Below are 25,756 nucleotides of genomic sequence, written 5' to 3' on the forward strand. Positions count from 1 at the left end.
ATTTTATTGGTTTTAATGGGAGCCACTGTTTATAGACTGAGCGGCGGTTTTGATGGCTTTGCGAATTCGGGGATAAGTGCCGCAACGACAAATATTCCCCTGCATGGCGGTGTCAATATCTTTGTCCGTAGGATGGGGGTTACGCTTCAGCAACGCGGAGGCAGCCAGGATCTGCCCGCTTTGACAATATCCGCATTGAGGTACCTGTTCGGCGATCCATGCCTTTTGTACCGGGTGGGAATTATCCGATGAAAGACCTTCGATAGTCGTAATTGGCTGACCGGCAACGGCCGACGCCGGAATGGAGCAGGACCGTACGGGATTTCCATTAAGCAGTACGGTACAGGCTCCGCATTGGGCTATGCCGCAGCCATATTTTGTGCCGGTAAGTCCGACCAATTCCCGGATAGCCCATAACAGCGGCATTTTGGTATCGGCCTCCACCTGGATACTTTTACCATTGATGAGTAAGTTGTAAGAGGGCATAAAAAATGCTTTTGGTAATGATTGTTCAGGATTTGTTCTGCCCCATCAATTTACCGAAATATTCAGAATGTGAACGGGAAATTTTATGAATGGCTTGAGTAGCGAGTGATTTTTTTGCGAACTTGGCTATTCAAAAACGAAAATTATGATCGCAAGGATCTGGCATGGTAAAACCAAGGCTTCCCAATTGGAGGCTTATAGCGCATTTTTGCGGGAACGGGCCGTACCCGACTATTCCTCCACAAAAGGATTTAAGGGGTTGAGTTTTCTTCATCAGATAAAAGGGGACGAGGCCCATTTTAATCTCATAACCTATTGGGAAAATCTGGACGTTATCCGGAATTTTGCAGGGGAAGACCTGGAAAAAGCCAAGTATTATCCGGAAGACAAGGATTTCCTGCTGGAGTTCGAAGAGAAAGTGCAGCACCATGAGGTATTTGAATTTTCCCGGTGACAGAATAACCCGCTTTTCATACCTTGACGCTGATCACTAAATTGGTTACTCCATCTTTTTGTCTTCCTTCTTATCCTCTTTTTTCTCCTCCCTCATCAGGAATGGTTTGAGCAGGTCTATCGGAACAGGAAAAATGGTAGTTGAATTCTTTTCGGTGGCGATCTCACGCAGGGTTTGTAAATAGCGCAGCGTAATAGCGCTGGGTTGTTGGCCCAGTATCTCTGCTGCATCCGCCAGCCTTTGCGAGGCTTGAAATTCTCCTTCTGCGGAAATTACTTTTGACCGGCGTTCCCGTTCGGCTTCCGCTTGTTTGGCCATTGCCCTCTGCATTTCCTGGGGCAGATCGATCTGTTTGACCTCTACATTGCTCACCTTGATCCCCCAGGATTCTGTGTGTGCATCGATGATCTCCTGAAGGCGGTGGTTGATCTTTTCACGTTGCGAAAGAAGGTCGTCGAGCTCGGATTGCCCCAGAACGCTTCTAAGGGTGGTCTGGGAGAGTTGGGAAGTGGCGATCAGGTAATTCTCTACCTGAACAATAGCCTTTTGTGGCTCCAGGACGCGGAAATAAATAACGGCATTTACTTTAATAGATACATTATCCCGCGTAATGACATCCTGCGGCGGAACATCCATGACAACGGTACGCAGGCTTACTTTTACCATCTTGTCGATGATGGGAATAAGAAGGATGAGGCCGGGCCCTTTGATTCCATCGGGGGAGATCAATCGCCCCAGGCGGAAAATAACACCCCTTTCGTATTCGCGCAGGATCCGGACAGCATTCGAAAGGATAAGTACTACAAAGACAACAATAACAATAAGCGTGATGGGAACTGTTTCCATATAAACTGTTTTTTTATTTTTTACCTGTCCAAATTCTGTTTCCTGCCTTATTATTCCGCAACCGGTTCAACAAATAATTTTAGATGCTGCACGTTTCTGATACGGACCTTTTTGCCTTTGTCGATAGGGCCGGAGACCGACTCTGCCTTCCAATGTTCTCCCTGGAATCGTATCATACCTGTTGGCGTAAGGGCTTCGAGGGTTATGCCCGTTGCTCCGATCATCGCTTCGGGCCCGGTGACCTGCTTTCTTTGCTGAGCCTTCAGCCCCATGCCAATGACCCCTAGAAAAAAAAGGGCGGTAACTGTTGTGAAAGCAACAATGATCACTTTGGAGATTCCAACGAAATCAGGACCGGTTCCCGGCCGGATCAGCATAAGGGAACCCAGCAACAGGGCAACGACACCTCCGATTGCCAGCAGTCCATGACTTGCGAGTTTGAGATCCAGTACAAAAAGAAGAAGGGCAAAAACGATCAGGGCCAGACCCGCATAATTAACCGGAAGGGTCTGCATGGCATAGAAGGCAAGGATGAGAGAAATTACTCCTACGATACCTGGAAGTATCGACCCCGGATTAAAGAACTCGAACAGAATTCCATACATACCGAGCATCAATAGTATATAAGTGAAATTAGGGTTGCTGATCAAATCCAGGATCTTTTCTGTAAAACTCATTTCCAGGGTTTCCACCCTGGCCGAACGGGTATGCAGAATGGCAGTGCCAACTGTTTTGCCATCCAGCTGCCCGAGCAGGTCTTCGGTATTCCTGGCGATCAGATCGATCACATTTTCGGAAAGAGCTTCCTGTTCGGTGAGGGATACACTTTTCCGTACGGCAGCTTCAGCCCATTTTCCGTTATGATGTCTTTTTTCTGCGATGGAACGGATAAAGGCTGCTGCATCATTGGTGACCTTGTCTCCCATAACGCTGTCGGACTGACCCTGCAGATCCACCGGATGAGCAGCTCCCAGATTAGTACCCGGCGCCATCGCGGCCAGATCTGCTGCCAGCGTAAGGAAGACACCTGCAGATCCGGCATGAGCCCCTCCGGGAGAGACATAAACCACCACAGGCACTTTAGACTCCAGCAGGTCGCTGACGATAAGGCGGGTCGAGGCTAGTAATCCGCCAGGGGTATTGAGCTGAATGATCAGACAAGTTGCTTTTTCCTGCGTTGCCTTTTCAAGACTACGGTGAATAAACCCGGCTGCTACAGGATTGATTGTGCCATCGATCTTAATGAAAATAACGGATTGCGCCGGGAGAACCAGTGGCATTAAAAAAAGTAAGAAGAGAGCGAAATGCTTCATCGAAGCAAAATTTTGAAAATCGGTTCCGGCTTACCGGTTGGTATAGCGTCCTTGTAATATACAAAAAATACAGTTATGAGAACCAGGATAAATTAAAACGTTGGAGTTGGGCTCGGCTTTGGGTATTACCCATTTTCACCCTTTGGCCCCTATGGCTTTTATAACCCCTGGGGCCTTTATCCCCCTCCGTATTATTACGGTCATGGGGTAATGCCCTCCAAACCGGCTTTACAGATCCAGGATATTAAGAATGATTATAATTCCGGAAGAGGCAGGAGCAATCAGCCATCGACCTATAAGGATGGGCAGCAACCAAATAACGGGAACCAGCAGAATAATAAGAACAACCAGCAGGGTAATGGGAATGACCAGCAGCAGAATCAAAATAAGGAGAACGAGCAATCGGAATACAGCGAAACCAGTAAATAGCGTTCTCAACCTGCCGATAAGGCATAGACGATAATATTTACGCCGAATTTAGTATTGTCTTCGGCCAGGAACCGTTTGTTCCGGAAATCATAGTCCCATTCACATCCATAATCCTTGTTGCTGTAGAGGACGCCGATACGGTTATTGAAGGAGACGGCCTTCAGGTAGTCATGTACGAGGTCGTCTCCCCAACCGTTCAATTCAAAGGAAGTATTGGGTGGACCTTTCTCAAAACGGAAAAACGAATGATATACTTTATGATCTTTCGGGAGCTTTTGTAAAGCCGCCGCTCCAAACAAATTATGCATCTGCGTCTCGAAAGACCGTGCAAACAAACCATCGATATCATGATTGCAGTCATCTGCAAAGACAAAACCACCGTTCTGCACGTATTTTTGGAAATTGGAGGCTTCTTTAGCCGTGAACTGGACCAGTTTATGTCCGCTCAGGTAACAGAAAGGGAAATGGAAAAGTTCTTCGCTGTCCAGGTCGATAATCTTTTCCTGGAGGTCGACGGGAATAGTCGTGTATTCTATCAGGGAATTCAGCAGATTGGAGGGCATGCGCTGATCGGTATCCCAGTCCCCTGAACGGTATCGTAATCTCGTGAACGTAAACTTTTCGTTTCTCACCGGCCATGTAATTTTTTTAAAATTCATGAATTATTCTTTAATTTCCTGCTTTAGGAATAGAAAAATATTTAATAAACGGCCAATTTCTTTATTAATAGTTAAAAACTCCTGGTTTGGAAATCGTCGAAAGCCATGCACAGTCACTTTTGGGAAAACTGACCGGTCTGAAAAAGGAAATGCAGAAGGTCATTGTTGGTCAGGATGTTATTTTGGAAGAGATCCTGATTGCCTTACTGGCCGGTGGGCATTGTTTGCTGGAGGGAGTTCCGGGCCTGGCCAAAACACTCATGGTCAGAACCTTGTCCCAATCCCTTGATCTCAGTTTCCGCCGGATCCAGTTCACTCCCGATCTGATGCCTACTGATATTCTCGGAACGGAAGTATTGGAGGAGGACCATGCTACGGGAAGGCGTTTCTTTAAATTCAATAAAGGACCTTTATTTGCCAATATCGTGCTGGCGGATGAGATCAACCGGACACCTCCTAAAACGCAATCTGCCTTATTGGAAGCCATGCAGGAGTTTGAAATCACCTACGCTGGACAGACCTATCATCTTGACCGGCCATTTTTTATCCTGGCCACGCAGAACCCGATCGAACAGGCTGGCACCTATCCTTTACCGGAAGCGCAACTGGATCGGTTTCTTTTATACATTAAAATAGGATACCCTACGGCCAAGGAGGAAATTACCATCCTGAGCAATACCACCGGGAATAAAAAGCCGATTGTCCTGCCTGTTGTAAATGGCGCAGAGATCCTGCAGTTACAGGAGCTGGTGCGGGAAGTAAGTATCAGCGGGGCAATGGTTGAATATGTGGCGGCGCTGATCCGGGCGACAAGACCCGATGACGACTGTCCTGCCTTTGTCAGAGAGTGGGTACGCTGGGGGGCCGGCCCCCGTGCGGGGCAGGCATTGATCCTGACGGCTAAGGCAAGGGCTTTGTTCCAACAGCGGTATGCTGTCATTCCGGAAGACATTCATCATATGGCCTTTCCGGTGCTGCGTCACCGGATATTACTGAATTTTAAAGCCGAAGCCGAAAATATAACTTCGGATCAGGTGACGGAGGTCTTATTAAAAACCGTGAAGCGTCCGGGTACCTTGCTTTCCTGATTAAGGAAGTTCTGTTTGGTTAATAACCTGTATCCTCGTTTAATATCCTGAATCATCGTTTTTATCGTGAATCATCCATATTCTGTTGCTCATGTCTTCATTGCCCGATCACTATATGCTGATGGCTATCAAGGACCTGGCTTTAGCGGCCCGTCACACTGTCGATGGTTTTATGGCCGGCATAAATAAAAGCAAGGTCAGGGGGCCAGGTCTGGAATTCAGCCAATACCGCAGCTACCAGCCCGGAGATGATCTGCGGTGGCTGGACTGGAAACGTTATGCCCGTTCCGATCGATATTATATCCGTGAATCTGAGATCGAAACCAGTATCTCCATTAAATTCCTGGTCGATGCCAGCCATTCCATGGATCACCGGGACGGGGAATTCTCCAAAATGCATTATGCACGGTTATTGGCGGCTTCTTTGGGCTGGCTTGCGCATGCACAGGGTGATTCCGTTGGTTTGAACGTGTTTAAGGAAGGAGAGGTCTTCTCTCTTCCGTCCCGTAAGGATCCCCGGCATATGGCCCGTTTTTTTTATCAGCTGGAGAACCTCGATCCAAAAGGCCGGTTGGGCAGCAGCATAAAATATCAGCATTTATTTTCGGGAGAACATAAAAGGGAATTGCTGATTTTTATTACGGATATGTATGAACAGGATGGGGAGATCGGCAAATTATTGGAACTGTTGTCATCCTTACGTCATGAGATCATTGTTTTTCATATCATGGCTAAAAATGAACTGGAAATGGCGTATGCAGGATACCGTCATGTGGAAGACCTGGAAACGGGCGAACGAATTCCGCTTGGTTCGGGAGAGACAGATAAAAACTATAAAGAAAACCTGCATTCCTGGTTAGCCAGGGTACGAATGCAATTATTGGACAAACAGATCGCCTACCGGCTGATCCGCATGGATGAACCATTGGATCTGGCGATAAGGGATTTTCTCAAACAGCGCCAAAAATCAAACGGGTAAGGGTGTTATTTCTTTTACAACCCATATGGTTTATCACAGCGGCCGGGATAGGGATCCCGGTGATCATCTCTTTGTGGAATAACAAACAGGGAAAAATCAGGAAGGTAGGCAGTGTCGTTTTTCTGGAAAAAATAAACCAGCAACCGACCAGAAACCGGACTCCTTCAGAATGGCTGCTGCTGGTATTTCGTTGTCTGCTGCTATTTTTTCTGGCGTTGCTGTTATCCGGACCTTTCTGGAAACGAACCCTGAAGGAGAATTCCTTTAAAGGCTGGGTATTGGTGGAAAAGGAAAAATCGGTAACTTTTTCCGCGTATCGGCCGCTGATTGATTCCCTGTTGAATGCCGGGTATTCCCTGCATGAAATGGACGGTGAACACAGTTCTTTCCACGAGCCCGGGAAATCTGCTTCTTATTGGACCTTATTCAGGGCTGCTGACCGTGCTGCCCCTGCGGGGTTACCCTTTTATATTTTTGCAAAAGGGGCGTTGAATCATTATTCTGGCAACAGGCCTGTTACCGGCCGGGACATCCATTGGTATACGGAGCCCGAAGGCCCGGCGGATACGGTCAACCGATGGATCGAACGAGCCTGGATTTTTCCCGGTGATAAAAAGCAGTCTATCCGGATTTTGACTGGAAGCAGCCGGAGAACGGGTAATTCTTTTACCGGCGGGGAAATGGAAAGGAACCAGGCAAATATGGTCGGCGGACGTCTTTCGGTTGGCCTGAATGGGCAGCCACCGGTTTTGGTAGATACCGGAGCAATAAGGATCGCGATTTATGCTGAAAATAAATACAAACCGGATTGCCGTTATTTATTAGCGGCCTTCCGCTCGGTGGAGGAATTTACTCATCGTAGTTTAAACGTAACGGTGATCAGTACTGCAGTACAGGCCAAACAGGTTTTTTTGCCCGGATCCGGCAGATTGGATTGGCTGTTCTGGCTTTCCACCGAATCCTTTCCGGAGGAGTTTTTAAAGGCAGGTGCCGTTTCCGGGACTACTTCCCCTGTCAATATATTTCGAATGGAACAAGGAAAGGAGATCCTGCAGGATACCTGGATCGATGGTATGCCGGAAATATGGATCGGGAGGATGATAAAATCTGCTTCTACTGCAGATCAATATAGCTCTGTATGGAAAGATGGTTTTGGCGGGGCTCTGCTGGCTTTGGAAAAAAACAGCACGGGTACCGGGTCAGCTGAAATACATATTTTTCATTTTTATTCCCGTTTCGATCCGGCATGGAACGGCCTTGTATGGAGTCCTTCTTTTCCACTTTTATTGCAACAATTGATTGTTGATCCTGTAGTTTTTGATCCTGCCGCATTTCTTTATCTTCCGGACCGGGATCTTAGGATGCTGGATCCTTTGCAGATCCTTCCCCAACAAAATCAGTCACGACCTGCCAGTAAGATGACAAGTTCAACAGGTACGATTGATCTCGCAAGGGGCACATGGGTTTTGATTTTTATTTTATTTCTGCTTGAACGGATAATTTCACTGTCCGGGTCTAAAAAAAAATCCAATGGATAAAAGATATCCGGCAGGAGAGGGAGGCAGGAAAAGATCCGGGGGGAAACAAACTGTTTTGGACCGGACCGGCAGGGAACGGATCCGTTCCCTGCAAATAGGGTGGAAGATACAGAGTGTGCTGCTTTGCCTGCTTATTGGTCTTTCTGCAGGTTTGTTGGGTGCGGCCCTGTTCAGCAGGAGAGCAGAAGCTCCGGATTGGATTGGGTTGCTGCTATTCGAGGCAGTTTTTTTGATCGCATTATTTTTTTTCCCCGCCTGGCGTATGACGATGACGGATACAGCCCGTTTCCTGGATAAACGACTGCCGGAACTGGAGGAAAGCAGTGAATTATTGCTTCGGCCGGTAGAAGAATTGGGAACACTTGAAAAATGGCAGACCGCGAAAACTGCGGCCAAACTTCGTTCGATTGATACACCCCGGCCCTTTCGGAAAAAAATAATAGGGTGGGGATGTTTCCTGATAGTGGCCTATACTGTCTTTTATTTTACCAGGCAGGATAACTATTCCACTTATCCGGAAAATCTGATCCCGGGGAAAGGGGCATTAATTCAAGTAGAGAATAAACCGGTTCCGACCCTTCGTTCGATCCATATCCGCATTATTCCACCGGCTTATACCGGGAAACCAGTCCGTGACCAGGATGAGCCTGATCTGCGGGTGGAAGAAGGGGCGCTTTTGAACTGGAGACTGGAAACATCCCTGCCTGCGTCCGACGTACAGTTCCTGTTCAACGATACTCTTCGACAATCCTTTCAACCGGAGAATAAAGAGCATACTTACTGGAATCTGAATGTAGTTCCGGTTCATTCCGGTTTTTACCAGGTGCGTGTTGGGGATCTGACTTCGGCCTTGTACAAAATCGAAATAGTCCCCGACGAGCCTCCCCGGATCCTGGTCAGAACTCCTGAACCCTATTCTGTGGTTGAATATGGCGAACCGGAGCAAATACCCCTGACCGTCTTTGTGCAGGACGATTATGGAATAAAAGATGCAGTGGTGGTAGCAACTCTTGCCAGCGGAAGCGGCGAAGCAGTGAGATTCAGTGAAAAAATCATTCCGTTCGGGCGGTCTTTTTCAGAACGTCCTGTTTCCTGCAAGCTGGCCATTTCCCTGGATCTTCCCGCCCTTGGGCTTCGGCCCGGCGATGAATTATACTTCTATATCCGTGCCCTTGACAGCCATCAACAGGAGTCGCGGTCTGATATGTATATTTTATCACTAACCGATACAGCGCAATTGATGAGCCTGGAAGGAATGAAGATGGGCATGGACGTTAAACCCGAATATTTCCGCAGCGAACGGCAAATCATCCTGGAGACGGAACAATTGCTGCGGGAGCAGGATACGATCCCGGTTGCCCGGTTTAATAACCGGAGCAATGACCTGGGATTCGATCAGCATTTATTAAGGCTGCGTTATGGGAAATATCTGGGCGAAGAATCGGAAGAAGGACCGAAAGGAGATCATTCGGAAAATAACGGGGGCTTGACAGATTTCGGGAACGCCAAAAGTATTCTTGATGCATTTACAGATAAACACGATAAGGCAGAAGACGCTACTTATTTTGAACCGGCGATCAGGGAGCAGTTAAAAGCTACCCTGACGGAAATGTGGAATGCGGAATTGCGGTTACGCACGTACAAGCCGAAAGAAGCGCTGCCATATGCTTATAAAGCCTTACGACTTTTAAAGGATCTCCAGCAAAAGTCAAGGGCTTATGTAGCGAAAACCGGTGTAAGGGTCACGCCTTTAGACCCCGCAAAACGACTTTCCGGTAAACTGGAATCGATCGGTCAGCCTGTTCATCGTTCCCTGCAGGGAGATGTACCAGATCCGGAAATTATTTTGAGGATCTCTTTAGGATTATTGACGCAAACTTCCGTTCAACTATCCAAACCTTCCCTTGAAATCCTGCGAAAGGCGGCAGGTCAGATCGGGAAGACAGCGGCTTCACATCCGGGAGAATACCTGCCTGCCTTCCAGGCCATAAAAAGGATATTGGACAAGGGGGCGGACATTAACCCGGGTGCCAGAAAACCGGTTGATCTCAGTCAGGGCAAAACAGATATTGCCCAGGTTCAACGAGCCATTAGAAAAATGCTGCCTGAGGCGAATGCCACTCCCTTTCCTATCAAAGTTTCCGATGGCGGCGGATTATCAGCACTTTATTTTATGAACCTGAATGACCCCCAACGAAAACCATGACTGCCCTTTGGAACGATAGTGTGATTGGTCTCTCTTTCTTCCTGCTGATTTTTCTGGCACGGAAAGAGTGGAGACGGCCGAACAGACTTCGTCTTCCGGCCAGGCTTGCCTGTACAGGGTTGGCAGTGATCAGCCTGGCCTGTATGACGATACCGATCAGCATTACGGCAAAAGCAGACCTGTCGCAGGCTGGTAAAGAAGGATTATTGCTGACTGAAGGATTTGACCCGGATAGCCTGCAATCTTTTATGCAGGAAAAGAAGGACAGAGATATCTTATTGTACCCGGGTTTTGAAGAGTTAAGGTATAGGTTTGGGTCTTCGGGGGGAAATGCAGGATTAAAGTCCCTGCATGTCATGGGGTTCGGATTAAAAAAAGAGGAATGGAATCTTTTATCCAAACAATCCGCCTGGCCGCCCCATGGTCTGTCGTTTCATCCACCGGCACCGGCTACAGGTATCGTTGCTGTCAGTTGGAAGCAGCAGTTGTTACCAGGAGAACAGCTGCGGATTCAGGGAATGATAGGCTTGGCGGGCAGGACCCTGAAATCGTTAAAACTGATCCTGACCGGTGCTCATGTGCAGCCTGACTCAATCGTATTTGCCTCATCCGCATTGGACTCATCGATCGTTTTTGAAATAAATACGGTACCTGCTCACCGGGGAAGGGCGGTCTATGGGCTGGCCCTTATCAGCGGATCAGACACTTTGGAAAAAGAGACCATTCCGGTTGAAGTAATTCCGGGAAAACCGGAGAGAATTCTTTTTCTGAATTCCGTCCCTGGATTCGAAAACACCTTTTTAGCGAACTGGCTTTTCCAAAACCATCATTCGATTGCCATGCGGACTTCCATCAGTAAAGAAAAGGTGGAAAGAACTTTTTTGAACAGAACGCAAATCTCCCTGGATCGTCTGTCTCCGCAATTACTGGTGAATTTCGATATCGTAATCGCCGATGAAGAGGCCCTGAATGACCTTAGTTCTGCAGAACGGTCCTTTCTGCGAAAACAGATAGCCGAAAAAGGCATGGGGTTGATCATTCGTGCAGACAGCACGATGACAGGCAGGGATTCAGCCAGGGGGTTCCTTATCAGGACAACTAACGGTTCAAGACCCCTGATGAGGGATAGTCTTTCCGGGATAGTAGTGAGCAGTAGTCTGTACGGATCGGGGAAAATAATTTCATCTACCCTAACCCATACCTATTCATACAGGCTTTCCGGAGCGAATAAGGATTATTCCGCTACCTGGTCCAAGATCCTGCAACAGGCATCCAAAGGGCTCAGCACCGGCAGGGAATGGAAAATACTCCCGGCTATTCCGCAGGTGGATGAGCCGGTCAGGGTGCTGCTTCGAACGGCAAAAGACGAACAGCCCCAGGGTGCATTTGCCGGGGAAGGGAGGATGGATCCACTCACTGCTGTATATCTGCAGCAGGATAGGTGGTTCCCTTTTTTGTGGAGCGGAAATTACTGGCCAAGGCAAGCGGGATGGCAGCTTGCGCGGATGCCTGAGGGTGACTCCTGTTGGTGGTATGCCTGGGATCAAAAGGATTGGCAGGGATTGAAGAGGGAACAAAGGAGGAAAGAAACGCTGGAATGTATAGCCTCGAAGGAGGAAAATGGCCGCGGGAAGACAGTTTCAGCGCCTTCAGCCAGAATCGGATCAGATTCGGAAGGATCAGGTCTTAATGGATCAGGTCAGAACGGATCAAGGCCGGAAAGACAAATCCCTTTAGCCAGGGCTTGGTTGTATATCCTTTTCCTTTTTAGTTGTATATTCTTATGGGTGGAGAAAAAGTTATGATGAACGGGCCAAAATTTAACCGGAACTTAATTAGATTGCCTGTGACAAGGTTGTACTAATCACTATACAAAGAGATCCAACTTGAAACGAAAAGACTTTCTTCAAATGGCGGGAATGGGTTTAGGCTCATTTGCGCTCCCTTCACTTCCCTTTGGCTCGAAGATCATTGACCCGTCTGCAATTTTGAATGAGGGCATCGAGACAAAAGTAAAAAAACAACTGGCCGATATTGCGCTGACGACTGCCCGTTCCAAAGGGGCCAGTTATGCTGATGTCCGGATAGGGAGGTATCTGAACCAATTTGTCGTTACCCGGGAGAACAGGATCCAGAATATCGCCAATACGGAGTCTTTTGGGGTGGGAATCCGGGTCATTGCCAACGGATCCTGGGGGTTTGCGGCTTCCAACGAAGTCACGGCCGAAGGAGTGGCAAGGACAGCCGAAAGGGCTGTGGCGGTTGCCAAAGCCAATTCTAAGATACTGACCCAGCCGGTGCAGCTGGCTCCCCAGCAAGGGTATGGCGAAGTAAGCTGGAAAACACCGATCCTTAAAAATACATTCGAAGTACCGCTGAAGGAAAAAGTGGATCTGTTATTGTCCGTTAACGGAATCGCCATGCAGGGAGGTGCTAATTTTGTCAGCTCGGCCATTCTTGCCGTCAACGAGCAAAAATATTTTGCATCTACGGACGGTTCCTATATCGATCAGGATGTCCATCGGATCTACCCCTTCTTTAATGTAACCAGGATCGATAAAGCCTCGGGTAAATTTGAGACCCGTCGTTCCCTGAGTTCTCCGGTTGGAATGGGGTATGAATACCTGACCCCAACCCCCGAAAGCAAGGTGACAGGAATAGTTACCCGGTACAAAGGGCGTTACGATATGCTGGAGGATATTAAGAATGCAGCCGCGGACGTAACAAAGAAAATCACTGCAAAGACCGTGGATCCGGGGAAATACGACCTGGTACTGGATCCGTCCCATCTCTGGCTCACCATTCACGAATCGGTGGCCCATCCAACGGAACTGGACCGTGTGCTGGGATACGAAGCCAATTTTGCAGGAACAAGTTTTCTTACCCTGGATAAATGGAAGTCCGGCAATTTTCAATTCGGAAGCAAACAGGTGAATATCGTTGCCGATAAATTGCAGCAGGGTTCGCTCGGCGCCGTCGGTTATGATGACGAGGGAGTGAAATGCAAACAATGGGATATTATTAAAGACGGAGTCCTCGTCAACTATCAGGCTATCCGTGATCAGGCACATATCATCGGTTTGAAGGAATCCCAGGGTTGCTGTTATTCACAAAGCTGGGCGGATGTCCAGTTTCAGCGAATGCCCAACGTTTCGTTGCGTCCCGGGAAAACTCCGCTGAGTCCGGATGATATAATCAAAAACGTGCAGAAGGGGATCTATATCATCGGCGATGGGTCTTTTTCGATCGACCAGCAACGTTACAATTTCCAGTTTGGCGGCCAGACCTTCTACGAGATCAATGACGGCAAGATCACCGGCATGCTGAAGGATGTAGCTTACCAGGCCAATACCCGGGAATTCTGGAACTCCTGCGTGGCGGTGGCCGATGAACATGATTACCGGTTGGGAGGGGCTTTTAATGATGGAAAAGGACAGCCTGCGCAATCCAACGCCGTTTCTCATGGCAGTTCCACTTCCCGTTTCAATGGTGTCAATGTTATTAATACGGCAAGAAAGATCTGAGCCGGGGGAGGAAATCAGCAGGTAATTTATCTATCTAACTATTTGTAATTTATCATATGGCAATTTTAAATAAAGAGGAAGCTCAGCAACTTTTAAGAAAAGTGATCGCCTATTCCAGGGCGGAAGAATGCGAAGCCAGTCTTAACGGTACTGAAGGAGGGAATATCCGGTATGCCCGTAATGCTGTATCCACTGCCGGAGAAGTAAGCCGGTTGACGCTTGTTGTAAGTTCCAGCTTTGGAAAAAAGACAGGAACGGCGACGATCGATGAATTTGACGATGCCTCCCTGGAGAAAGTAGTGCGGAGATCGGAAGAGCTGGCTCAGCTCGCTCCCGAAAACCCTGAACATATGCCTTTGCTGGGTCCACAGACCTACCGGGATTCAATAACTTATATACCGGCTACCGCAGCTATCACCCCGGATACACGGGCAGAGGCAGTGGCCAAAAGTATCGGAGTGGCCAGGGAAGCCAATTTGCAGGCTGCCGGTTACCTGGAAAATACGACTGCCTTTGATGCCAGCATGAATTCAAAAGGATTGTACGCCTATAATCAGAACACCGATACTATATTCTCCATTACGACACGTAATGAGGAAGGTACCGGATCAGGATATGCTGCACGTGGTTTTCATGATATCCGCAAATTGGATACCTATAGCGCTACCAAAATTGCGGCGTCAAAAGCCAATGGCTCCATCGGGGCGAAGGCTATCGAACCGGGGAAATATACGGTGATCCTGGAACCGGTCGCTGCAGCCTACATGCTGGAAAATCTATTCTTCGGTTTTGATGCACGCAATGCCGACGAAGGCAGGAGTTTTATGAGCAAAGCCGGCGGAGGCAACCGTATTGGCGAACAAATGATGGATCCGAAAGTGACGATCTATTCCGATCCCTTTAATCCCGAATTGCCCTCTACTACCTGGAGCCGCGATGGGCTACCGCTGGAAAGGACGAACTGGATCGAAAAGGGCGTGGTAAAAAATCTCAGTTATTCCCGTTTCTGGGCGCAAAAACAAAATGTAAAGCCCGTTCCTTTTCCCGGCAACATCATTATGGAAGGCGGTGATGCCTCTTTGGAAGACCTGATCAAAAGTACTGAAAAAGGAATTCTCGTTTCCCGGATGTGGTATATCCGGATGGTAGATCCGCAGACCTTGCTCCTGACCGGGCTAACCCGGGATGGCACTTTTTATATCGAGAACGGCGAAGTGAAATTTCCGGTGAAAAATTTCCGGTTTAATGAAAGCCCCGTGATCATGCTGAACAATGTAGAGGCTTTTGGCAAGCCGGAAAGAAGCATCAGCGTGGAGTCCTACCGTAGTTATCTCGTGCCTCCCATGAAGATCCGGGATTTTACCTTCAGCTCTTTATCGGATGCCGTTTAAATAAACACTTAGCTCAATTTCTGCCAAAAGGTTAACATCGGGATCCATGATCACAGATAAAGGTTTTCCGGATAGGGGTAGATCAATATCCGTAATTTTATCCCCGATGGAGATCGAATGCATCACTCCGTCCAGGGTAAACTCCAGCGGGAAGACAAAAAGACCGGCTTGTTTTTGTTCGACCCGGAGAGAAAATAGTTTTTTATCCGGATCGTAGTTCCAACCGGCAAGGAGGGAGGGATGTCCTGAACGATACAACCATTGGTCAAAAAAGACCCGGAGATCCTGCCGGCAGACGGATTCCATGATTCTTTTGAAATCTTCGGTATTGGCATTCCGGTTTTGGTAGGTGGCATAATACTCCCGGATACCTGCCCAGAAAAGGCTGTCGCCTAATTGCCTTCTGAGCATATGCAAAACCCAACTTCCTTTTTCATAACTGTTGGCATTCAGGAGCTGCATATAATTCCCGGTCACCGTGGTATCTACAATGGGCGTTTTTCTTTTGGCTTCAAAAGCAAAAACTTTTTTCCGGTCTTTATCGAGGGCTCTTTTTAAGGAATCCTTACCATGTTTTTCTTCCCGGTACATATGGGCCATATAGGTAGCAAAACCCTCACTTAGCCAGATATGATGCCAATCCGTTTCCGTGACGGCATCTCCGAACCATTGATGAGCGATCTCATGAGCCATTAGAGATTCAATGGCTTTATCACCGGGGGAAGCTTCAAAATAAAAAATGGCTCCGGCATTTTCCATCCCTCCGAAAATAGTCCTGGATTGGACATTAGCTAATTTTTCATAGGAATAAGGACCTATCTTATTCATAAAAAAGGGCAGGATATCCAGAGCGGTGGCATAGGATCGGAATCCCTGTTGTTTATCCTCCGGGAAAAGATAGCTGTAAACAGGAATATCCTGTACACCGTCCTGTATCTTGTCCTTCATCTTGCCCTGCACCCTGCCAACTGAGTCCACCGCAAAATCAGCGACCCCGATTACCATTACCTTGGTGGGCAGGGGCACTCGCTCTTTCCAACGGGTTGTTTTGAAATGCCCCGGCAACAGGGTTTCCTTTTCCTTCAGCCCGTTGGATACGACCTGGTAATGATCTGGTGCGGTCACAGTAAAATCAACCGTGGCTTTATCGGAAGGGTGATCTATACAAGGAAGCCAGTTATGTGCCCTGTCCGGCCAGTTGTCCCCAAAAAAACCGCGATGTCCGAATTTATTATTGGAAATGATCAGTCCATCGGCTGGTATCCCATCATAGGCAATGGTATAGGTATGGGTCGAGCCGGAACGGTTAGGCCGCGCCGGATCCGGATAAATGATCAGAACCCGGGAACCCTGGGAAAAGTGCAGGACCCTTCCTTTTTCCCTGACTCCCCTTACCCGCATCCCTTTTCCGGCATTATTGGGTCCGGCCAGGTCCAGGGAAAAATGCCTTGTTTCTTTTGTAAATTGAAGGTTTATTGTGGCTACACCACGGATCCGGTTATTCGAATCATTTAAATGGAGGGAAAATCCGTAATGCTGAACATCGACCGGCTGTACATAGACCGATTGCCGGTCGGTAATTCCTGTCTGCCCATGGCCCTGCAAAGATAGAAGGAGGTAAACACCAAATTGAAAAAAAGACAGATTCAGGTACCGGTAACGGACAATTGATGGGGATGAGAATAGGAACAGCATTAAAGACATAACAACTGCTTTCCGGTAAAGATAAATAGTTTCGTTAAATTTATGGTGGAGGATAAATCCTATTCGTGAGCCTAAACCTAAACTATGCATTATCGTAAAATTTTATGGATGGCTGTACTGGCTTTGCAGGTCTGCTCCCATCTTACTGCACAAACGGATAGCAGTATACTTGCCAATAAGCTTATAGGTATCGAACAATCTTTAGTAGATGCCCTTCCCGGCGGCCAAACCGTTCTTTGGGAAAAGTATCTGGATGACAGATGTTACCTGATAACCGAAGATGGAACCGGTTATCATAAGAAGGATTTCCTTGCTACCTTCAGACCCTTCCCGAAAGGGTTTTCAGGTCACATAAAAATCATTAAACCGGTAATTACCTTTTATGAAAAAACGGCTATCATTCATTATGTCGCCGATGAATACGAACAGATATTCGGACAGAATTTGCATACCACCTACGGGGTGGCCAATACATACCATTTGATGGATACCACCTGGAAAATGATTGGCTCACAGATTTTTGAAATACCCCAACTGCCGCGGGCAATAAAATTATCCGCCAGGTCCCTGGAAAAATATACCGGAAGCTATCAATTATCCGGAAACGATACCTGCTTTATAGGAGTAAAAAACGATACCTTATTCATACGCAAACGGAATAAAAAACCGGAAAATCTCTTTCCGGAAACCGAAACAGTGTTTTTCCGGGAAAGCGATACGAGGGGAAGAAAAATATTTGTAAAGGATGGCCAGGGGATTATGGAGATGCTGGAAAGGCGAAACGGGAATGACCTGGTTTGGAAAAGGATAACTTCCGCCCGATAACATCTTTCCCGGCAACTGCCCATTCAACTGCCCATTCAACTGCCCATTCAAATTTTGTGTAGTCCCTGCAACTGTTTAAATTGTGTCAGCATGGAAAAAGATAAAAACGAAGCGCACTACATTAAAGCGCCAACCTGGTTTCATAAATTACCGGCCATTCATAAACTGATGATCAGCGTACTGGTAGGGGTTATCATATCCTTGTTGCTGCTACAGGTAAAAATGGAAATGATAACCCGCCTCATGATCGGATGGGATGCCTTCAGCCTCACCATGGTCGTAATCAGCATGGGTATCTTTTTTACCATGTGTCCGCGGCAGATACGTGTACTCGCCAGTCATGAGGATCCGAGCCGTGTGGTGGTCTCGGTCGTGGTTGTGATCGCCATTCTCTGCAGCCTGGCTGGAGTGCTGCTCTTACTGGGAAAAAAGAGCGCCTGGGAGCTCAGTAAGGGAATGGAAACCTTCATCTATATCGCAGGAGTGACATTTTCATGGATATTGCTGCATACTATCTTCACATACAGGTACGCACATTTATATTATGGGGAACATTCCGTCCACAAAAATGAAAATGCCGGAGGCCTGGAAATCCCAAATGAAAAATGGCCCGATTACCTTGATTTCGCCTATTTTTCCTTTGTTATTGGCATGACCTTCCAGGTATCCGATATTACGATCAGCTCCAGGCATATCCGCCGCCTGGTATTACTCCACGGTATGTTGTCCTTTCTTTTTAATACGGTGATTGTTGCGCTCACCATCAATGTAGTGGTAGACCTTAAGGGGTGAGCCAGTCGAATAAAAGGTCTATTTTTGCCCCTTTATCTTTTTAATTTCATTATCAAAATCAGAAAGATAATTTTTGTCCTGAATTTTCCTATAAAATTCAAATTCTTGTTCTGCTTTTAGCTTTGCTTCTAATGCTGTAACTTTTCCCTTATCTTTAAGAATTGGGTAGCTTGATAAATCTAAAAACTGGTGAAGGAATACTAACCAATCATCCATTTTCATTATTATCTGACGCTCTGCCCTATTTTCCGCTAGGTCAAGGTATGCGGAAACAATCCGATTAAGTTCTTTAATATGTGCCTCATTTAGATAATTTTTAGCAATGTTTGTGTCGGATTTTAATATTTTTCCATCAGGCGCATATTTCCAATTTGTTAGGCCCATATAAAGTTTTGTTGCATCAGCTGAAGTGTAAATAATCTCAGCAGCAGTCTTTCCCGAAATAGCCCAATGTAATTTGTTCTGAACAGTAGCAAAAAAGTCTTTAGTAAGTATGGCACTTTTATCATAGTCAACAGACAATGTATAGATGTCGGTAATTTTTTGATAAAACCTTCTTTCACTTGCTCGTATTTCTCTAATGCGCTCAAGTAATTCGTCAAAGTAATCTTTTCCAAAGCGTTTCCCTTGCTTTAGTCGTTCATCATCCAATACGAATCCCTTGGTAATAAATTCCTTCAACGTTTTTGTTGCCCAAATGCGGAATTGGGTTGCTTGCAAGCTATTTACCCTGTATCCAACAGCTATAATTGCATCAAGGCTATAAAATGTTGTAAGATAGTTCTTTCCATCCGCCGCAGTTGTTTCCATTTTGGAAATAACTGAAATCTCTTCGAGCTCACCACTTTCAAAAATGTTTTTTAAATGCTTGCTGATAGCCGGTACTTCTACCCCGAATAATTCAGAAATTCGTTTTTGAGAAAGCCAAAAGGTCTCCTCATTATATATTACCTCAATATGAATATTTCCTTTTGGGGAATTGTAAAAAATTATATTAGACTCACTCTGCATTCTTTTTATATTTAAATCCTTTTTTTAAACTTTAGCGGGAAAGTACGGAAAATTAATTTTAATCAAAATATAATGCTTTTTTGGGTCATTGAGGTGTCCATAGACCAACTAAGTAATCCAAATGCTGCCTCCGAAAAGGGAAGCAATTCTAATCTTCATCTGAATCTATCCGAGAGCGTATAACAGACCGTATCGCTGAGTTTCGTGAAGATCTCCGAATTGATTTGGCGGATACGTTTTCGCCTCCTTCCGGTGAGTAGTGTGCCCTTTTTGTCAAAATACTGCCGTTGGGGAAAATAAGCCAGAATATAATATTTCTTATTGACGAAAGGCAGGTTAAATCCCCTGGGCCATAAGCTAACAGAGATCAGCGAATATTTTTGTTCTTCCCCATAATAATCCAATTGATTGACCCAGGTACATTCCAGGGATTGCATTTGAGAGATAAGGCTGGCAATAGCCGGAAAATCAAAACCGAATTTTTCTAAGGTATCCCGCATTCGTTTCTCATCAACACCAAACTCATATATATAGGTAAGGGTATCGGTCATCAGTTCCAGGGAAACTCTTTTAAAGGGGCGATCGGTGAACTCGATGCTAAAGTGTTTTTGTTTGTTGGCCTTTTTAAAGGTTTCGTGAATACTGTCCAGTTTATGCTGATTCTTTGCATAATACCGGGTAATATTCAGAGAGGTACAGGAGCATATACCTATCCCCAGCATAAAAAATAAGATCCGGTATTTTATATTTTTCTGCATTTTGTTTATTGGTCCGGCTCTTTGGGCATTTTTGTACAATGGCTAATACCGAAGGTGATCTTTTTCAGGAAAGCGGGCGTCACTTCGCGCAATGACATTCCCCCATAATCCCAATAAATGATCTTGATGATGTCTCCATCCTTCCAGATATTGGTGAGTACGATAAAGTGAGTGGGAAACCCTGCTTTTATGGTTGTGTGATTTTTTTTATGCAGGTAGGTATTGTTGACATAAAGAAAAGTGGTGCCTGTTAACACAGATTGGCTCAGATAGCCATAAAGATCACCGATCCACGGGCCGATCAGATCGGAACCGGCGGCTTCAACTTTGTACCTCAGCAATTTTTTCAGTATGCGGTTGAATTTCCCAAAATTAACGGCGGCCCAGAATGTATTCTCGGAACCGGGGTGATAATTTGGAGTAAAAAAATTCAGGTAGCCTTTGAAATGATCCGCGAGGATCAGGAACCACATCTGGTCTGCAGGCCGGATGTCCAGTTCTCCTTTAAACCGCAGGGTCCCCGCTGCCTGTTTAACGGCAGCGGATGGTTCGAAAGAAATCCCATTCCAGGTGGCTTTGCCGGTACGAAAGATGCTCACCATAAAACGTACGAACCCTAAGGGGTCATCACGTAAAGGAAGATAGGATAGGGCCGCATAACCACAGAAATTAGTATTGCTTCCCTGATAAAGCAGGACCGGATGATTTATATTTAACCGGAGATTCTCCAGGAACAAACGGGCTCTCACATGGGGCCAGAAGAGGCTGGTATCTTCATGCCGGATCCCGTCCAGGAAATGAACAGCTTCATTTTCTGTTGAAGAAAGAGAAGGCAGGGTATCTTCCGGCTGGCTGGGGTCTGAACAGGTATGCAACGCAAATGCAGAATTGTTCCCGAAACAAAGGAAGATCAGAATAAACAACAAGTTCCTGAATAAGGAAGGGGGGTGAGGTTGGGGCAAAAGAATCAGGCATTTTGGTTCAGTACAGAAAGAAGGCTGTTTTTGTCGATGGTGCCGGAGTGCCGCCATACAATGGCTCCTTTCTTAAAAACGATGAATGTCGGGACCGAGACGATGTTGTAGGCCTGGGCGGTTGGGGTATTCCTGTCAATATCGATCTTAACGACCCTTGCTTTCCCTGCCACGGTTCTGGCGACTTCCTGAATAACGGGATGCATCGATTTACAGGGACCACACCAATCCGCATGAAAATCCACGAGTACGGGTGTTTCCGATTGAATAAGCTCCCGGAATGTTTCCATGATAGTCTGTTTGTCTAAATTTACGAATAGTTCCGAATATCCCAAAGCGGGTAAATATCGCCACACCTTCTCCGCTTTGATCATGTTGATTTCATGATCTATAGGGTTACCATTAACAAGACCTTACCTGAGTTAGTCCTTTTGGCCGTCTTCTGGCCCAAAGATTGTATAAGAAAGAGTGTACAAAACAATTTTGCCCACTAAAAACCAAGTATGAGAAAAATAATTATCCCTGTGATCCTTTGTATCACCGGAGCCCTGTTATTGGGAAGTTGTGTTCCCAACCGTAAATTTAAAGCCTCACAAAGCGCATTGGAAGCTGTCCGTAATGATAGTGCTGCATTAGCCGGAAAGGTTAATTCCCTCCAGTCATCAGTTGCTCAGTTACAACAGCAGGTAACCGATTTGAATAACCGGACCGGGCAATTATCGAACGACGCGGCTAACAAACAATCTCAACTGAATAAAAGCCAGCAGGAATTGGCCAGTCAGCAGAGGAGACTCGAACAATTACAAGCGCTGATGGATCAACAGAAGAACGCGACCCGCGCGATCCGTAAAAAGATGAGTGATGCACTCGTTGGATTTAATTCCAATGAATTGACCGTTGCTATTAAGAACGGTAAGGTATATGTGAGTTTGCAGGAAAACTTATTGTTCCCATCCGGCAGTGCTGTTGTGAACCCTAAGGGTAAAGAGGCCCTTGGCAAATTGGCGGAGGTGTTGAACAGCAACCCGGAAATTACCGTAAATATCGAAGGGCATACAGATTCTATTCCCATCCGCGGAAGGTATAAGGATAACTGGGATTTGAGCACCGCCCGCTCAGCTTCTATTGTACGTATTCTGACCATTGATTATAAGGTAGACCCGGTAAGGGTGATAGCTTCCGGACATAGCCAGTATGATCCGGTCCAGACGAACAGCACTCCGGAAGGACGTGCCCAGAACAGGAGGACGGAGATCATTTTATCTCCTAAACTGGATGAGCTGTTTAAACTGTTGGAGTCAGATCCGGGTACCACGAATTAAATAGGGGCTCGACAAATTAATATACAAAACAATAAGAAAATGGGGTGCGGGTTTAAAACCCGCACCCCATTTTAATAACCCTACCGTAAAACGTTTACTGCAAACGGTAAGCCTTTACTGCATTATTATTAGCCCCAAAGAGCAAATTAGTATAATTCCCGGATTGGAACACGCCGATACTGCGGATATCGTCCCGGAGGTTAAAACCGCTTAGGCTTTGAGGGACATAGTTGAAATTCCCTTTGCCATCTCCCGTCAACAGGATTCCGTGATTGGCCCGGTATCTTCCGAACCGGATTCGGGTCATGGAATTATTACCGGTTAGCAGGAGGTCTGTTTTGCCATCGTGATTGGCGTCCAGGGCAGCCATGGCATAGACAGGAGCCAACTGTGCTTCCTGTGGGAGGGGTTTGCGGGTAAAGCCGGCAGACCCGTTATTCTCCAGATACACGGTGGACAATAATTCAGTCTTAAGCAAACCGGCATCCTTCAGTTGTTCGGGCGAAAACAAATCGTTCATCGTAGCGTCAGCATAACTATGATATTCAATGAACTTTTTCTTCAGACCAGGTACCTGTCCGGTCAGGTCATCCCGGGATGCGGCCGGATAGGAAACTCCGTTAATGAAATAACAAAATACAGGGTCCAGCTGGCCATTGTTATCGAAATCTTTATAATAAAGGCTGATAGGTTCTTTTTCGCTGGCTCTGAACTGGGCGTTTTCACCAAGGTTACCGATGACCAGGTCAGGATTACCATCGCCGTTAAAATCTGCTGCCAGTATCTTATTCCAAAGACCTGTGGAAGGAAACTTAATATAGGAGGAGGAGGCGTCTGTCAGTTTTCCATGGTCATTCAAAAAAACTTTGACAGGCATCCATTCCCCGACAATGACCAGGTCCGGCTGGTGATCCTTATTCAGGTCGATCCAAACGGCATCGGTTACCATGCCGATCCTGCGCAGGGCAGGAGCGACCTGATCCGTTGCATCGGTAAAATGGCCTTTTCCGTCATTGAGCAGGATGACACTTTCCGGTGGGCTGGGGTAATTACCCGGCACGACCCTTCCTCCAAGGAAAAGATCCAGATCCCCATCTCCGTCCAGGTCAGCGGCTTTGACGCAACCGGCACTGATCAAAAGGGCAGGAAGGGCACCCTCTTTTTTTACGAAATTCCCTTTCCCGTCATTCAAATACAAATGGCTTTGCAAGGCAGGATCATTGGGCGCGAATTCATAACCACCGTTACCTACGAGGAGGTCCGGGCTGCCATCCCCATTGGCATCGAAAAATTCTGCGGCTACTTCTTCGCCGGATGAATCCCGGGTCAGAGCGGGCTGTGGAGAAATAATAAAAGTCCCGTCTGTCTGTTGAAGAAAAATACGGCCGGGATGACCTTTTGATCCTCCGATAAAAAGATCCTCTCTACCGTCGTGATTGATATCGGCCTTAGCCATACAGGGACCCTGACGGGAGAGGTAATTGAGAAGGAGCGGTTGCACATCGAAATCATTGAATTCGTTCTCGACATGTGTAATGCCCGGATCCGCAACTTTTTTGAAATAGGGCAGGGCCGTGGGTCCATATTTCCAGGTGCCTGAAGCATCCTTACGATTTATTTTAAGGGTTTGTCCGGCTTTAACCTGTTTTAGCCATTGAAAATGATCATCTGGCCAGATGATCAGGATGGAATCCACCAGGGTGTTTTTTCCCAAACCGAAAGTCAATACAGGATCTACCGAGGACTGGAAACCGCGCACCGGTTGTTGTTCCTGGTAAAAGAGCCGGTCGCCGCAAAAAAGTTTGACCTTCGCCCCGATCCCGGTACTGTTCTTCGGGTCACCCTGAAGGGCAATCCGGAGAAAATTATTTTTCCCGTTGAGGGCCGGGTTATTTTGGTAAATGCCGGCAAAATCATTGGTTGTATTGATGACCAGATCCATGGCCCCGTCGTTATTCAGATCTGCATAAGCTGCTCCTGCGGATACTGTTTTGTGACCGAGTCCCCATTCCTGGGTCATTTTGGAAAAGGTGCTGTTTCCGTTATTGCGGAAAATATAAGAAGACAATTGGTTAGTGGGCATTTTACCGATAACCTCTTTGATCATTTCGTCTTTCTGCTCCGTATTTCCCTGGACTGCTTTATCCGCGGAATACTTTAAGAAATCCATGTCCGTATAATCTTTCACATAACCATTGGTCACCAACAGATCCTTGTTGCCGTCATTATCGAAATCCGAGAATAGGGCGGACCAGCTCCAGTCCGTATTGGATACCCCGGCCAACTGGCCTGTTTCGCTGAAAGTGCCGTCGCCATTATTTTTTTGCAGCATATTCCGGCTGTATTGAAAATAAAACCCCCGGTTGAAAAGTTGCTGGAATTTATTAAAGTTCTCCGCGCCGCTATGCATTTTTTGTGTGTGATTATCCTCGGGCAGCATATCCAGCGTCATCAGATCGACCAGGCCGTCATTATTAAAATCAGCCGCATCGTTACCCATGGAATACAGAGAAGTCTGGTCCATCGCATCCCGGAGTTTTTCGGTGAACGTTCCGTTGCCGTTATTCATGAACAGGTAATCCGGCTCATTAAAATCATTGGAGACGTACACATCGGGCCATCCGTCATTGTTCAGATCGGAAACGGCCAGCCCCAGGCCGAAGGTCAGCACGTCTGAAGTGATGCCGGCTTTTGCTGAAACGTCCGTGTATACCGCATGGTGCAGGGATTCATTCCAGTCGTTGCGGTAAAGTTTGCATTCGAAGGCAGGTTGGTTTTGTTTTCTCCATCCAGGGTTATCTACGGCTCCGGAAGCATACTGATGTAGGGAATGATTGATGAGGAACATATCGAGATCGCCATCCTTGTCATAATCGAAGAAGGCAGCCTGGGTAGAGAATCCTTCATCGGCCAGCCCATATTCCTCGGCCTTTTCGGTAAAGGTAACTTCACCTGTGGAAGAAATTCCGTTATTGATGAACAGCAGATTTTTTCGGCGGGTTGGATCTGCATCTGCCGACCGGCAAATATAAATATCCATTTTACCATCCCCGTTGATATCGACCATAGTGGCTCCTGTACACCATCCTTCCAGTGCAGCAACGCCGCTTTTCTCCGTAATATCCTCGAATTTAAAATTTCCTTTATTCAGGAAAAGCCGGTTCTTCACCATATTGCCGGTGAACAGGATATCAGGGAGGCCGTCATTGTTAATATCCCCGATAGCCACCCCACCGCCATTATAGAAATAGATATAATTCAGAACGTTCAGGGCTTCTCCTTCGAAAAGGGTATTGCGGAAATTAACTCCTGTTTTTTCGGGATCGAGGCGGGTAAACAATTGTGTGGGAGTGGGCTCGCTACAACTAAGGAAAAGAGACAGGATTAAGGACAAAATAAGCCAAAAGGGCCGGTTCTTACGGGCTGGTAACATGTTTTGGTTTTTATGTGTAGCAGA

The 25,756-nt window shown here is 46.7% G+C and carries 22 protein-coding genes; 12 read left to right on the forward strand and 10 right to left on the reverse strand.

What is annotated here, in order from left to right:
* Nucleotides 1-12: 12 nt before the first annotated feature.
* A complete protein-coding gene (locus ACX0G9_RS00215) occupies nt 13-486 on the reverse strand; it encodes a (2Fe-2S)-binding protein (RefSeq protein WP_459062813.1) in 474 nt (157 codons plus the stop codon).
* 145 nt (nt 487-631) lie between these two features.
* On the opposite strand from ACX0G9_RS00215, the gene ACX0G9_RS00220 reads away from it, so the two are divergent.
* Nucleotides 632-940: an antibiotic biosynthesis monooxygenase gene (locus tag ACX0G9_RS00220; RefSeq protein ID WP_459062814.1), complete on the forward strand. Its 309-nt coding sequence runs from the start codon at nt 632-634 to the stop codon at nt 938-940.
* Between the two features lie 45 nt (nt 941-985).
* On the opposite strand, the gene ACX0G9_RS00225 is transcribed toward ACX0G9_RS00220, so the two are convergent.
* Complete coding sequence (locus tag ACX0G9_RS00225) at nt 986-1,786, reverse strand: slipin family protein (protein WP_459062815.1); 801 nt, start codon at nt 1,784-1,786, stop codon at nt 986-988.
* Between the two features lie 50 nt (nt 1,787-1,836).
* Nucleotides 1,837-3,099, reverse strand: a complete 1,263-nt coding sequence (locus tag ACX0G9_RS00230) for an NfeD family protein (RefSeq protein ID WP_459062816.1) — start codon at nt 3,097-3,099, stop codon at nt 1,837-1,839.
* A gap of 210 nt (nt 3,100-3,309) precedes the next feature.
* Between ACX0G9_RS00230 and ACX0G9_RS00235 the strand changes: the two genes are divergently transcribed.
* The gene (locus tag ACX0G9_RS00235; protein ID WP_459062817.1) at nt 3,310-3,528 is read left to right on the forward strand and encodes a hypothetical protein; all 219 of its coding nucleotides are present in this window, start codon (nt 3,310-3,312) and stop codon (nt 3,526-3,528) included.
* A gap of 5 nt (nt 3,529-3,533) precedes the next feature.
* Here the strand turns inward: ACX0G9_RS00235 and ACX0G9_RS00240 are convergent, their stop codons facing one another.
* Complete coding sequence (locus ACX0G9_RS00240) at nt 3,534-4,160, reverse strand: DUF4159 domain-containing protein (RefSeq protein WP_459062818.1); 627 nt, start codon at nt 4,158-4,160, stop codon at nt 3,534-3,536.
* A 113-nt stretch (nt 4,161-4,273) separates the two neighbouring features.
* Here ACX0G9_RS00240 and ACX0G9_RS00245 point away from each other — a divergent pair, with 113 nt between their 5' ends.
* The 7 genes from ACX0G9_RS00245 to ACX0G9_RS00275 all read left to right on the forward strand — a co-directional run bounded on the left by ACX0G9_RS00245 (nt 4,274) and on the right by ACX0G9_RS00275 (nt 14,913).
* Nucleotides 4,274-5,275 (forward strand): AAA family ATPase, encoded by a 1,002-nt coding sequence (locus tag ACX0G9_RS00245; protein WP_459062819.1) that lies wholly within the window; start codon nt 4,274-4,276, stop codon nt 5,273-5,275.
* Between the two features lie 91 nt (nt 5,276-5,366).
* Nucleotides 5,367-6,254, forward strand: a complete 888-nt coding sequence (locus ACX0G9_RS00250) for a DUF58 domain-containing protein (protein WP_459062820.1) — start codon at nt 5,367-5,369, stop codon at nt 6,252-6,254.
* A 2-nt stretch (nt 6,255-6,256) separates the two neighbouring features.
* Nucleotides 6,257-7,792 carry a BatA domain-containing protein gene (locus tag ACX0G9_RS00255; protein ID WP_459062821.1) on the forward strand — a complete coding sequence of 512 codons (1,536 nt, stop codon included), beginning with the start codon at nt 6,257-6,259 and terminating at the stop codon, nt 7,790-7,792.
* Complete coding sequence (locus tag ACX0G9_RS00260) at nt 7,785-9,998, forward strand: DUF4175 family protein (RefSeq protein WP_459062822.1); 2,214 nt, start codon at nt 7,785-7,787, stop codon at nt 9,996-9,998. The genes ACX0G9_RS00255 and ACX0G9_RS00260 overlap by 8 nt, the downstream gene beginning before the upstream one ends.
* Nucleotides 9,995-11,803, forward strand: coding sequence for a hypothetical protein (locus tag ACX0G9_RS00265; protein ID WP_459062823.1), 1,809 nt, complete (start codon nt 9,995-9,997; stop codon nt 11,801-11,803). The genes ACX0G9_RS00260 and ACX0G9_RS00265 overlap by 4 nt, the downstream gene beginning before the upstream one ends.
* 81 nt (nt 11,804-11,884) lie before the next feature.
* On the forward strand, nt 11,885-13,522 hold the full coding sequence (locus tag ACX0G9_RS00270; RefSeq protein WP_459062824.1) for a TldD/PmbA family protein: 1,638 nt from the start codon (nt 11,885-11,887) through the stop codon (nt 13,520-13,522).
* A gap of 56 nt (nt 13,523-13,578) precedes the next feature.
* Nucleotides 13,579-14,913, forward strand: coding sequence for a TldD/PmbA family protein (locus tag ACX0G9_RS00275; protein WP_459062825.1), 1,335 nt, complete (start codon nt 13,579-13,581; stop codon nt 14,911-14,913).
* Here ACX0G9_RS00275 and ACX0G9_RS00280 read toward each other — a convergent pair.
* On the reverse strand, nt 14,896-16,617 hold the full coding sequence (locus ACX0G9_RS00280) for a M1 family metallopeptidase (RefSeq protein ID WP_459062826.1): 1,722 nt from the start codon (nt 16,615-16,617) through the stop codon (nt 14,896-14,898). The two genes, ACX0G9_RS00275 and ACX0G9_RS00280, sit on opposite strands and share 18 nt — an antisense overlap.
* 84 nt (nt 16,618-16,701) lie before the next feature.
* On the opposite strand from ACX0G9_RS00280, the gene ACX0G9_RS00285 reads away from it, so the two are divergent.
* Nucleotides 16,702-17,442, forward strand: coding sequence for a hypothetical protein (locus tag ACX0G9_RS00285; protein WP_459062827.1), 741 nt, complete (start codon nt 16,702-16,704; stop codon nt 17,440-17,442).
* A gap of 90 nt (nt 17,443-17,532) precedes the next feature.
* A complete protein-coding gene (locus tag ACX0G9_RS00290) occupies nt 17,533-18,234 on the forward strand; it encodes a DUF1345 domain-containing protein (protein WP_459062828.1) in 702 nt (233 codons plus the stop codon).
* Nucleotides 18,235-18,252: 18 nt separating this feature from the next.
* Here the strand turns inward: ACX0G9_RS00290 and ACX0G9_RS00295 are convergent, their stop codons facing one another.
* The 4 genes from ACX0G9_RS00295 to trxA all read right to left on the reverse strand — a co-directional run bounded on the left by ACX0G9_RS00295 (nt 18,253) and on the right by trxA (nt 21,267).
* The gene (locus ACX0G9_RS00295; protein ID WP_459062829.1) at nt 18,253-19,245 is read right to left on the reverse strand and encodes a virulence RhuM family protein; all 993 of its coding nucleotides are present in this window, start codon (nt 19,243-19,245) and stop codon (nt 18,253-18,255) included.
* A 155-nt stretch (nt 19,246-19,400) separates the two neighbouring features.
* On the reverse strand, nt 19,401-20,003 hold the full coding sequence (locus tag ACX0G9_RS00300) for a hypothetical protein (RefSeq protein ID WP_459062830.1): 603 nt from the start codon (nt 20,001-20,003) through the stop codon (nt 19,401-19,403).
* Nucleotides 20,004-20,008: 5 nt separating this feature from the next.
* Nucleotides 20,009-20,965 (reverse strand): hypothetical protein, encoded by a 957-nt coding sequence (locus ACX0G9_RS00305; RefSeq protein ID WP_459062831.1) that lies wholly within the window; start codon nt 20,963-20,965, stop codon nt 20,009-20,011.
* A gap of 5 nt (nt 20,966-20,970) precedes the next feature.
* Nucleotides 20,971-21,267 carry a thioredoxin gene (gene trxA / locus ACX0G9_RS00310; RefSeq protein WP_459062832.1) on the reverse strand — a complete coding sequence of 99 codons (297 nt, stop codon included), beginning with the start codon at nt 21,265-21,267 and terminating at the stop codon, nt 20,971-20,973.
* A gap of 213 nt (nt 21,268-21,480) precedes the next feature.
* Between trxA and ACX0G9_RS00315 the strand changes: the two genes are divergently transcribed.
* On the forward strand, nt 21,481-22,299 hold the full coding sequence (locus ACX0G9_RS00315) for an OmpA/MotB family protein (RefSeq protein WP_459062833.1): 819 nt from the start codon (nt 21,481-21,483) through the stop codon (nt 22,297-22,299).
* 94 nt (nt 22,300-22,393) lie between these two features.
* Here ACX0G9_RS00315 and ACX0G9_RS00320 read toward each other — a convergent pair whose 3' ends face one another.
* Nucleotides 22,394-25,732 carry a VCBS repeat-containing protein gene (locus ACX0G9_RS00320; protein ID WP_459062834.1) on the reverse strand — a complete coding sequence of 1,113 codons (3,339 nt, stop codon included), beginning with the start codon at nt 25,730-25,732 and terminating at the stop codon, nt 22,394-22,396.
* Nucleotides 25,733-25,756 lie beyond the last annotated feature (24 nt).

Source organism: Flavitalea flava, assembly GCF_054461575.1.

Excerpts from the sequence above, each read along its gene's own strand:
- ACX0G9_RS00260 (WP_459062822.1), top strand. The coding sequence starts at position 7,785 with ATGGATAAAAGATATCCGGCAGGAGAGGGAGGCAGGAAAAGATCCGGG.
- ACX0G9_RS00320 (WP_459062834.1), bottom strand. The coding sequence starts at position 25,732 with ATGTTACCAGCCCGTAAGAACCGGCCCTTTTGGCTTATTTTGTCCTTA.
- ACX0G9_RS00225 (WP_459062815.1), bottom strand. The coding sequence starts at position 1,786 with ATGGAAACAGTTCCCATCACGCTTATTGTTATTGTTGTCTTTGTAGTA.
- ACX0G9_RS00235 (WP_459062817.1), top strand. The coding sequence starts at position 3,310 with ATGCCCTCCAAACCGGCTTTACAGATCCAGGATATTAAGAATGATTAT.
- ACX0G9_RS00220 (WP_459062814.1), top strand. The coding sequence starts at position 632 with ATGATCGCAAGGATCTGGCATGGTAAAACCAAGGCTTCCCAATTGGAG.
- trxA (WP_459062832.1), bottom strand. The coding sequence starts at position 21,267 with ATGGAAACATTCCGGGAGCTTATTCAATCGGAAACACCCGTACTCGTG.
- ACX0G9_RS00265 (WP_459062823.1), top strand. The coding sequence starts at position 9,995 with ATGACTGCCCTTTGGAACGATAGTGTGATTGGTCTCTCTTTCTTCCTG.
- ACX0G9_RS00290 (WP_459062828.1), top strand. The coding sequence starts at position 17,533 with ATGGAAAAAGATAAAAACGAAGCGCACTACATTAAAGCGCCAACCTGG.
- ACX0G9_RS00300 (WP_459062830.1), bottom strand. The coding sequence starts at position 20,003 with ATGCAGAAAAATATAAAATACCGGATCTTATTTTTTATGCTGGGGATA.
- ACX0G9_RS00215 (WP_459062813.1), bottom strand. The coding sequence starts at position 486 with ATGCCCTCTTACAACTTACTCATCAATGGTAAAAGTATCCAGGTGGAG.
- ACX0G9_RS00285 (WP_459062827.1), top strand. The coding sequence starts at position 16,702 with ATGCATTATCGTAAAATTTTATGGATGGCTGTACTGGCTTTGCAGGTC.
- ACX0G9_RS00275 (WP_459062825.1), top strand. The coding sequence starts at position 13,579 with ATGGCAATTTTAAATAAAGAGGAAGCTCAGCAACTTTTAAGAAAAGTG.
- ACX0G9_RS00250 (WP_459062820.1), top strand. The coding sequence starts at position 5,367 with ATGTCTTCATTGCCCGATCACTATATGCTGATGGCTATCAAGGACCTG.
- ACX0G9_RS00280 (WP_459062826.1), bottom strand. The coding sequence starts at position 16,617 with ATGTCTTTAATGCTGTTCCTATTCTCATCCCCATCAATTGTCCGTTAC.
- ACX0G9_RS00295 (WP_459062829.1), bottom strand. The coding sequence starts at position 19,245 with ATGCAGAGTGAGTCTAATATAATTTTTTACAATTCCCCAAAAGGAAAT.
- ACX0G9_RS00230 (WP_459062816.1), bottom strand. The coding sequence starts at position 3,099 with ATGAAGCATTTCGCTCTCTTCTTACTTTTTTTAATGCCACTGGTTCTC.
- ACX0G9_RS00315 (WP_459062833.1), top strand. The coding sequence starts at position 21,481 with ATGAGAAAAATAATTATCCCTGTGATCCTTTGTATCACCGGAGCCCTG.